10 protein-coding genes and 1 pseudogene are annotated in these 8,539 nt (G+C 57.9%); 7 read left to right on the top strand and 4 right to left on the bottom strand.

The genetic code is table 11. The features are described 5' to 3' along the window. A pseudogene (locus tag KHU33_RS17085) lies at positions 1-225 on the top strand (ferredoxin--NADP reductase); the annotation flags it as partial. Between the two features lie 9 nt (positions 226-234). On the opposite strand, the gene KHU33_RS17080 reads toward KHU33_RS17085, so the two are convergent. From KHU33_RS17080 to KHU33_RS17065, 4 genes are read right to left on the bottom strand one after another with little or no spacing between them, the layout of a single operon-like run. Continuing rightward, on the bottom strand, positions 235-918 hold the full coding sequence (locus tag KHU33_RS17080; protein WP_211465077.1) for an ABC transporter ATP-binding protein: 684 nt from the start codon (positions 916-918) through the stop codon (positions 235-237). Between the two features lie 5 nt (positions 919-923). Next, a complete protein-coding gene (locus KHU33_RS17075) occupies positions 924-1,700 on the bottom strand; it encodes an ABC transporter ATP-binding protein (RefSeq protein WP_211465072.1) in 777 nt (258 codons plus the stop codon). After that, positions 1,697-2,764, bottom strand: a complete 1,068-nt coding sequence (locus tag KHU33_RS17070) for a branched-chain amino acid ABC transporter permease (RefSeq protein ID WP_211465071.1) — start codon at positions 2,762-2,764, stop codon at positions 1,697-1,699. Before KHU33_RS17070 ends, KHU33_RS17075 begins: the two co-directional genes overlap by 4 nt. 11 nt (positions 2,765-2,775) lie before the next feature. Beyond that, entirely contained in the window at positions 2,776-3,720 is a 945-nt protein-coding gene (locus tag KHU33_RS17065; RefSeq protein ID WP_211465070.1) for a branched-chain amino acid ABC transporter permease, read from the bottom strand. A 208-nt stretch (positions 3,721-3,928) separates the two neighbouring features. Here KHU33_RS17065 and KHU33_RS17060 point away from each other — a divergent pair, with 208 nt between their 5' ends. From KHU33_RS17060 to KHU33_RS17035, 6 genes are all read left to right on the top strand, one after another. After that, entirely contained in the window at positions 3,929-4,543 is a 615-nt protein-coding gene (locus KHU33_RS17060; protein WP_211465066.1) for a DUF2239 family protein, read from the top strand. Between the two features lie 122 nt (positions 4,544-4,665). After that, entirely contained in the window at positions 4,666-6,162 is a 1,497-nt protein-coding gene (locus KHU33_RS17055) for a protein adenylyltransferase SelO (RefSeq protein WP_211465065.1), read from the top strand. A 12-nt stretch (positions 6,163-6,174) separates the two neighbouring features. Beyond that, positions 6,175-6,576, top strand: coding sequence for a peptide-methionine (R)-S-oxide reductase MsrB (gene msrB, locus KHU33_RS17050; protein ID WP_211465062.1), 402 nt, complete (start codon positions 6,175-6,177; stop codon positions 6,574-6,576). 70 nt (positions 6,577-6,646) lie between these two features. Next, positions 6,647-7,279, top strand: coding sequence for a septation protein A (locus KHU33_RS17045; protein WP_211465060.1), 633 nt, complete (start codon positions 6,647-6,649; stop codon positions 7,277-7,279). Next, the gene (locus KHU33_RS17040; RefSeq protein WP_211465058.1) at positions 7,263-7,535 is read left to right on the top strand and encodes a BolA family protein; all 273 of its coding nucleotides are present in this window, start codon (positions 7,263-7,265) and stop codon (positions 7,533-7,535) included. Before KHU33_RS17045 ends, KHU33_RS17040 begins: the two co-directional genes overlap by 17 nt. A gap of 119 nt (positions 7,536-7,654) precedes the next feature. After that, on the top strand, positions 7,655-8,434 hold the full coding sequence (locus tag KHU33_RS17035) for a peptidylprolyl isomerase (protein ID WP_211465056.1): 780 nt from the start codon (positions 7,655-7,657) through the stop codon (positions 8,432-8,434). Positions 8,435-8,539: the final 105 nt, after the last annotated feature.

Genomic DNA, 8,539 nt, shown 5'->3' with positions numbered 1-8,539 from the left:
CAAACACCCGCCGCCGGCAATTTGCAAGGCCGCATCACTGCCCTGCTGACCAGCGGCGAACTGGAGGCGGCGGCAGACTTGGCCATCACGGTAGAGAACTCGCGCGTCATGATGTGCGGCAATCCGGAAATGATTACCGCAACCCGTGACATTCTCTATCAACGCGGCTTGCGTCCTTGCCGGCGGGCGGCGCCGGGGCAGTTTGTGACAGAAGATTATTGGTAATTCAGACCGCTAGACTTCCAGCCATTTTTGCCGCACTGCCGGATTGGCGCGCAATTCATGCGGCGTGCCGGCGAACACAATCCGGCCGTGTCCCATCACCAGCACACGGTCGGAAATTTCCAGTGCGATATCCAGTTTCTGTTCGACCAGCAACACCCCCAGCCCCTGCGCTCGCAGCGCCAGCAGATGCTGCGCCACCGCCTGCACCATATGCGGCGCCAGCCCTTCGGTCGGCTCGTCCACCATGATCAGCTGCGGTTTTCCCATCAGGCTGCGGCACAGGCTGAGCATCTGCTGTTCGCCGCCGGACAGCAAACCGGCGGCGACATGCTTGCGCGCCGCCAGTTGCGGCATCAATTGCCACATATCCTCGATTGCGACCCGCTCGCGCTGCTGTCCAAGAAGCAGATTCTGTTGCACCGTCAGCGTTGGAAACACGGCCCGCTCTTCCGGTACGTAAGCCAGCCCATGGCGGGCGATCTGGAAAATCTTCCTCCCGATCAATTCAACGCCCTTGAAGCGCACCGAGCCGCTGCTGCGCAGCATGCCCATGACCGCTTTCAGGGTCGAAGAGCGGCCAGCGCCATTGCGGCCCAGCAAACTGACTATTTCGCCTTGCCGGACATCGAGATCGACGCCATGCAAGACATGACTTTGACCGTAGAAGGCGTGCAAACCGCGAATTTCAAGCATGGTTTTCATGGCGTCTGCTCCGCATTCACGCTGCCCAGATAGGCAGCCTGCACCGCGCGATTGCTGCGAATCGCCGGCGGCGTGTCGCAGGCGATGATCCGGCCCTCGACCAATACCGCAATCCGGTCCACCAGGCCGAACACCACCTCCATATCGTGCTCGATCATCAGCAAGGTTTTACCGGCGCTGACGCGCCGGATCAGCTCGGTAGCCGCAGCAGATTCGTCCCGGCTCATGCCGGCGGTCGGTTCGTCCAGCAGGATCAGATCGGCGTCGCCGGCAATCGTGATGCCGATTTCCAGCGCGCGCTGAGCGGCGTAACTGAGGTCGCAGCCAAGGGCGTCGCGCTGCGCTTGCAGACCGCATTGCTGCAACACTTCCTCGGTGCGCCGGCTGACCGCGCCCAAAGCGAACAAGCGACGCCAGAAGACGTTGCGATAACCATGCGACGACAGCACTGCCACACGTAGATTTTCCTGAACGCTCAGTTGCGGAAATATATTGGTGATCTGAAAGCTGCGCGCCAGGCCAAGGCGGTTTATCCGGAACGGACTCAGGCCGGCTATCTGCCTATCGCGCAAAAGAATTTCGCCGTTGCTGGCCGTGGCACCGCCGGATATCAGATTGAACAAGGTCGATTTTCCAGCGCCGTTGGGGCCGATCAAGGCCAGTCTTTCGCCCTGTTTCAACTGCAAATCCACGCCGCGGATAATCCGTGTGTCGCCGAACTGCTTGTGCAAATTGCGCAGCTCCAGTATGGTCGGCCTTTGGTTTTCGCTCATAGACTCGCCGCCTGCCGGTACAAGGTTTCAATCAAAAACACGGCGCCGCCCACCAACAGGCACAGAACGGCCAGCCGCAGCGCCAGTTGCCGCAAGCGGGCCGCCGTCAGATGCCGCCAGGTGGCGATTGCCTTCATCACGACGCCGGCAATGCCGCCAGGCGCGAACAGGACGACGATCACAAACAGCAGGCCAAGATACAACTGCCAGCCTCGCGTATAGGTCGACAGCAAAGCAGAAAACAGCACGCCGACCACGGCCCCTATCATCGGCCCGAAGAAATAGCCGATGCCGCCGATAAAAGTAAATAAGAGGATTTGCGCCGAGCGCAGCAAACTCAAATTCTCGGCGCTGACGATTTCAAAATTGATGGCGGTCAGCGCCCCGCCGACGCCGGCAAAAAATGCCGACAGCATGAACATCAGGTAACGTACCCGGCGCGGATCGTAGCCGATAAAGGCTGCCCGCTCCGGATTGTCGCGCACGGCATTGGCGATGCGGCCCAGCGGCGTATGCGTCAATCCATACATGGCGGCAGCGCAGACGAAAAGCCAGAACGCGATCAGGTAATACACTTGCAGCTGCGAAGCAAAATCAACGCCGAGAAACGGCGCGCCAAGCACCCGATCGGTACTGATTCCGCTCTCGCCGCCAAACCATCCCGGCAACATCAAGGCGCCAGCCGCCACCAATTCAACCAGCGCCAGGCTGATCATCGACAAAGCCGTACCAGATTTACGGGTGGTGACAAACCCGAAGACCGCGCCGCACAGCATGCCGGCGCAACCGCCGGCCAGCGGCACCAACAGCAGCGCGGCAGAACTGCCGCCGGCCAGGCGGTTCATCACATGTACCGCGACAAACGCCGCCAAGCCCGCATACACAGCATGGCCGAACGACAGCATGCCGCTTTGCCCCAGCAGCATATTGAAGGAAAGCGCCAGGATCATCATGCTGCCGCATTGCGACAAGACCGATAGCGCCGCGCTTTGCGGGAACAGCCAGGGCGCGGCCAGCAATATCAGTGCGAACAGCAGCCAAATCGATTTACTCGCCGTTCTCATGCGCTTGTCCATCAGTCGCGCACGCCAGACAGGCCGCGCGGACGCAGCAGCATGACCAGCACCAGCAGCAGATATGGCAACACCGGCGCCAGTTGGGCCAAGGTCAGTTGCAGCAACGGATACGCCGCCGCATCAGGACCGATCTGCACGCCCCAATACGCCAAGCCGCTGGCCAGGGATATATCCAGCGCCACTGCATAAGTCTGCACGATCCCGATCAGCAGCGAGGCGATAAAAGCCCCGCGCAGCGAGCCCAGGCCGCCAACCACCACCACCACGAAAATGATACTGCCGACGCCGGCCGCCATGCCCGGTTCAGTGACGAAGGCGTTGCCGCCCACCACCCCGGCCAAGCCGGCCAGGCCGCAACCGGCGGCAAACACCAGCGTGAAAATGCGCGGCACGTTATGGCCCAAGGCCTCGACCATCTGCGGATGAGTCAACGCCGCCTGGATCAGCAGGCCGATGCGTGAACGCTTCAGCAACAACGCTACGGCCAACAAGATCAGCAACGCCAGCAGCATCATGAAGCCGCGATAGATAGGGAATGTGGTTGAATAAAAAGTAAACAGCGGCCCGTCGAGCTGCGCCGGGATCGCATACGGCAGCGCCGATTTTCCCCAGGCCAGTTGCACCAGTTCGACGATCAGGTAGGACAGGCCGAAAGTGAACAGCAATTCCGCCACCTGTCCGTGGCGGCGCACATGGCGCAATCCAAACCGCTCTACCACTGCGCCCAGCATGCCCACCAGCAGCGGCGCCAGCAACAGCGCCGGCCAGAAGCCGAGCTTGACGCTGATCGCGTAGGCGAAATAAGCACCCAGCATATAAAAACTCGCATGCGCAAAATTCAGCACTCCCAGCATGCTGAAAATCAGCGTCAGTCCTGACGACAGCAGGAACAGCAGCAGGCCGTAACTGAGGCCGTTGAGCAAAGTGATGAGAGTAAATTCCATTGCGTGGTTTTATGACAGACGGTGATGACAGGCAGTCCGGCATTCTACCGGTTTGCCGGCATCATTATTTTCAGTTGGCAAGGCTGGCGGCCGCCATGTGCTCAGTTCGTTCTGCAAGCACGTCGCATTTTTACCAAGGTAATATTGACTCCATAATTAAACCCGGGTAATATTTAGTCATCACCATTACTTGCAAGGACGATCCGAGATGAGCACCACCGCCCCGCACCCAGTCATCGCCTTTGCCGGCGCTCACCGCATCGCCTCCGGCCAACTGGCGCTGGTGGCGTTGAAAGCCAAGGAGCTGCTCGATAGAAACGACTCAGCGGCCATCCTGATCTTCGACGACGTCACCAGTGAACAGGTTGAAATCGACTTCCGCGGCAGCGCCGAGCAAGTGCTGCAGCGCCTGTCCGCTACCGAAGCCGGCGCGAGCACAGCGGAAACAGCCTCTGCTGATCAGCAAACAGCGCGCGGCCCGGGGCGCCCGAAACTGGGCGTGATCGGCCGTGAAGTCACCCTGCTGCCGCGTCATTGGAACTGGCTCAACCAGCAATCCGGCGGCGCTTCGGTGGCGCTGCGCAAGCTGGTTGAAGAAGCAAAACGCCGCAGCGAAGAACGCGACCAGATACGCCGGGCGCAGGAATCCGCCTATCGTTTCATGTCGGCGATGGCGGGTAATCAAGCCAATTTTGAAGAAGCGACGCGTGCTTTTTTTGCTGGCGACCAGCCACGCTTCGAGGAATTGAGCGAACCTTGGCAGATCGACATCCGCGATCACGCACGAACTCTGGCTGCCAGAGCCTTCGCCGCGGCGGAATGAAACCGGCGGCGGGCCGCTGGCGCCTGCCCGCGCCATTCTCCACCCGCCGCTCGCCGATAGTGCAGCCGTGCGATACTTGAAGCTTCCCGTCATTCTTCATCGCCATCAGGATCAACGCTTTCATGAACAACCGTTTGGCTTTTCCCGCAGCACCCGGAGTCGAGCATCTGCGCTTCGCTAATTCGTTTGCGAGTTTACCCGCAGTCTTTTATACCAAACTGATGCCGACGCCGATACCTGCACCGTATCTGGTGGCCGCCAGCGAACAGGCAGCGCAACTGATCGGGCTGGCTCCGACGGCATGTGCCAGCGACGATTTCATCCAGATCTTTACCGGCAACCACGCCGCGGCCGATTCACAACCTTTGGCCGCGGTCTATTCAGGCCATCAGTTCGGCGTCTGGGCCGGACAGCTTGGCGATGGCCGCGCCATTTTGCTGGGCGACGTCGCCGCCAGCGACGGTGGACGGCTGGAATTGCAACTCAAAGGATCCGGAGCCACGCCTTATTCACGGATGGGCGACGGCCGCGCCGTGCTGCGCTCGTCGATCCGTGAATACCTGTGCTCGGAAGCCATGGCGGCGCTCGGCATCCCTACTTCGCGCGCGCTGTCGGTGATCGGCTCGGATCAGCTGGCGATGCGCGAAAGACCGGAAACCACTGCAGTGGTCACCCGCATGGCGCCCAGCTTTGTGCGCTTCGGCTCATTCGAGCATTGGTATTACAACAATCAGGCCGAGGCGCTAAGAGCCCTGGCCGATTACGTCATCGCCGGTTTTTATCCTGAATTGCTGGCCGCCGAGAACCCTTACCAAGCCCTGCTGGCGGAAGTAACGCGCCGCACCGCGCACCTGATGGCGCAATGGCAAGCGGTCGGCTTCATGCATGGCGTGATGAATACCGACAATATGTCTATCCTCGGGCTGACCCTGGATTACGGCCCGTTCGGTTTCATGGAAGCCTACGACCCGCGCCATATCTGCAACCATAGCGACCAGCAAGGCCGCTATGCCTACAACCAGCAGCCGCAGATCGGCCATTGGAACTGCTTTGCGCTGGGCCAGGCACTGCTGCCGCTGATCGGCAGCGTCGAGGCGACCGAAGCTGCGTTGAGCAGCTATCAGGCGCAATACGGCGCAAAACTGGATGAATTGCTGCATGCCAAGCTGGGCTTGCTGTCGCACCAGCCTGACGACGACAAGTTGCTGGACGCCATGTTTGCTCTGATGCAGGGCAGCCATGTCGACTTCACCCTGTTTTTCCGCCGCCTCGGCAATTTGCGCCTGGAGCAAAGCAGCGCCGACGCCCCTCTGCGCGATCTGTTTATCGACCGTGCGGCGTTTGACGCCTGGGCGTTACAATACCGGGCGCGCCTGAAAATGGAAAATAGCCAGGATCACAGCCGCAAGCTTGCAATGGATGCAAGCAACCCCAAATATGTGCTGCGAAACTATTTGGCGCAAACAGCAATCGAACACGCTCAGAATAAGGACTTTTCTGAAGTCAAAAAACTGCAGCAGATTCTTGAAAACCCGTTTGACGAACAACCGCAGCATGCGCAGTACGCCGAATTGCCCCCCGATTGGGCGGCCGGACTGGAAGTCAGTTGTTCGTCATAGATTGGAATTAACATGAGCAGCAGCAAAGTCATTAAAACCGACGCCGAATGGCGCGCCGAGCTGGATCCGATGGAATATGAAGTGACCCGTCACGCCGCCACCGAGCGGGCGTTCAGCGGCCGCTTCTGGGATCATCACGAGCATGGCGTCTATACCTGCGTGTGTTGCAACACGCCCTTGTTCGAATCGGACGCCAAATTCGATTCCGGCTGCGGCTGGCCGAGTTATTTCAAGGCCATCAATCCCGACAATGTCGAAGAGCGCATTGACCGTAGTCATGGCATGATGCGCACTGAAATTTTATGCAAGGTGTGCGATGCTCATCTCGGCCATGTATTCCCGGATGGACCGCCGCCGACCGGCTTGCGTTACTGCATCAATTCGGCATCGTTGCGTTTTGACCCGGCTGGCTGAAGCGTTGATTTTACGATTCGACCGCTACTCGACCACCACTTATCATCCTGACTGAAAGCAAAGCAAGCACATGAAGTTCCTGTTCGACCTGTTCCCGGTAATCCTTTTCTTCGGCATCTTCAAATGGAGCGAAGGCAGCCCCGATGCGGCGCAAGCGCTGGTCAGCCAGTATTTGTCGGGCTTTGTGTCCGGCGGCGTGGTCACCGCTGCGCAAGCGCCGGTATTGCTGGCTACCGCTGTGGCAATCGTCGCCACGGTTGCCCAAATCGGCTATTTGCTGCTGCGCCGGAAAAAAGTCGACGCCATGCTGTGGGTATCTTTCATCATCATTTGCGTCTTCGGCGGCGCCACCATCTACTTCCATAATGAAACCTTCATCAAATGGAAGCCAACCGTCCTGTATTGGGCCTTTGCCACGGCATTGCTGGTCAGCCAGCTGCTGCTCAAAAAGAACCTGATCCGGAGCATGATGGAAAAGCAGATCGCCCTGCCCGACCCGATCTGGCTGCGCGTAAGTTTTGCGTGGATCGCATTCTTCATCGCGATGGGAATCCTGAACCTGTACATAGCGTTTAATTTCCCCACCGCGACCTGGGTTAACTTCAAGCTGTTCGGCGGCATGGGGCTGATGTTTGCCTTCGTGGTCGGCCAAAGTATCCTGCTCTCCAAATACATCAAGGACCCAGATGAACCCAAGGCTTGATACCATTCGTAACAAATTGACAGCAGCCCTGGCGCCGTTGGAATGTATAGTTGAGGACGAATCGGCGCTGCATGCGGGACACGCCGGTGCCGCAGCAGGCGGCGGGCACTACAAAGTACGCATAGTTTGCGCAGTTTTTGAAGGACAAAACCGTTTAAATCGGCATAGGCTGGTGTATGATTGCTTGGCTGACATGATGCATGCTGAAATTCATGCGCTGGCCATCACTGCATTGGCTCCATCTGAAATTAATTGAAACTAAAGCTGCGTAAAACATAGTGATCTTAAAGAATAATTATCCTTCAAACATACTTCAGTTATTCTGCCTTGCTTCGCATTGATTTATTAACAACCTCCCCATTTTAGGATTTGATAATGACATTTAAACCTTCACGTTTACTGGTGATTCTTTTTGCAGCAGCTACATTGCCGGTTATGGCCCAAAACCTTGCGGTCGTGAACGGTAAGGCAATCCCGTCGTCGCGCGCCGACATGATGGTCAAGCAATTGTCGGCACAAGGCGGTCAAGCTGATACCCCGGAACTGCGCAGCATGGTCAAAGACGAACTGATCAACCGCGAAGTGCTGATCCAGGAAGCCGACAAACTGGGCCTGGGCAACAACGCCGACGTCAAGGCACAAGCCGACATCGCCCGTCAATCGATCCTGATCCGCGCCCTGGTAGCCGACTTCATCAAGAAGAACCCAATCAAGGATGCCGACATCCAGGCTGAGTACGACAAATTCAAGGCGCAAGCCGGCGACAAGGAATATCACGCACGTCACATCCTGGTCGAAAACGAAGCCGATGCAAAATCCATCATCGCCAAGCTGAAAGCCGGCGGCAAGTTTGAAGATCTGGCCAAGCAATCGAAAGATCCAGGTTCGGCAGCTAACGGCGGCGATCTGGGCTGGGCAACTCCAGCTTCTTTCGTGAAGCCTTTCTCCGATGCGCTGGTAGCACTGAAAGCGGGCCAATTGACTGAAACACCGGTCAAGACCCAATTCGGTTATCACGTCATCAAGCTGGAAGAAGTACGCGCCGCCAAGATCCCTACCCTGGCTGAAGTCAAACCGCAAATCACTGAAGCTCTGCAACAGAAAAAACTGCAAGCTTACCAAGCTGATCTGCGTGCAAAAGCCAAGATTCAATAAGACTTCCGCTGAAAACAGAAAAACCGTAGTGAATGAAAAAGCGCTCCTCGGAGCGCTTTTTTTACGTCCTCGCTTTTATCCGATCGACATCGAAGAGCACAGATT

The sequence above is a fragment of the Collimonas silvisoli genome (assembly GCF_018305005.1).
Lineage (GTDB): Bacteria > Pseudomonadota > Gammaproteobacteria > Burkholderiales > Burkholderiaceae_D > Collimonas > Collimonas silvisoli.
This window is presented reverse-complemented; position numbering and strand designations above follow the sequence as displayed.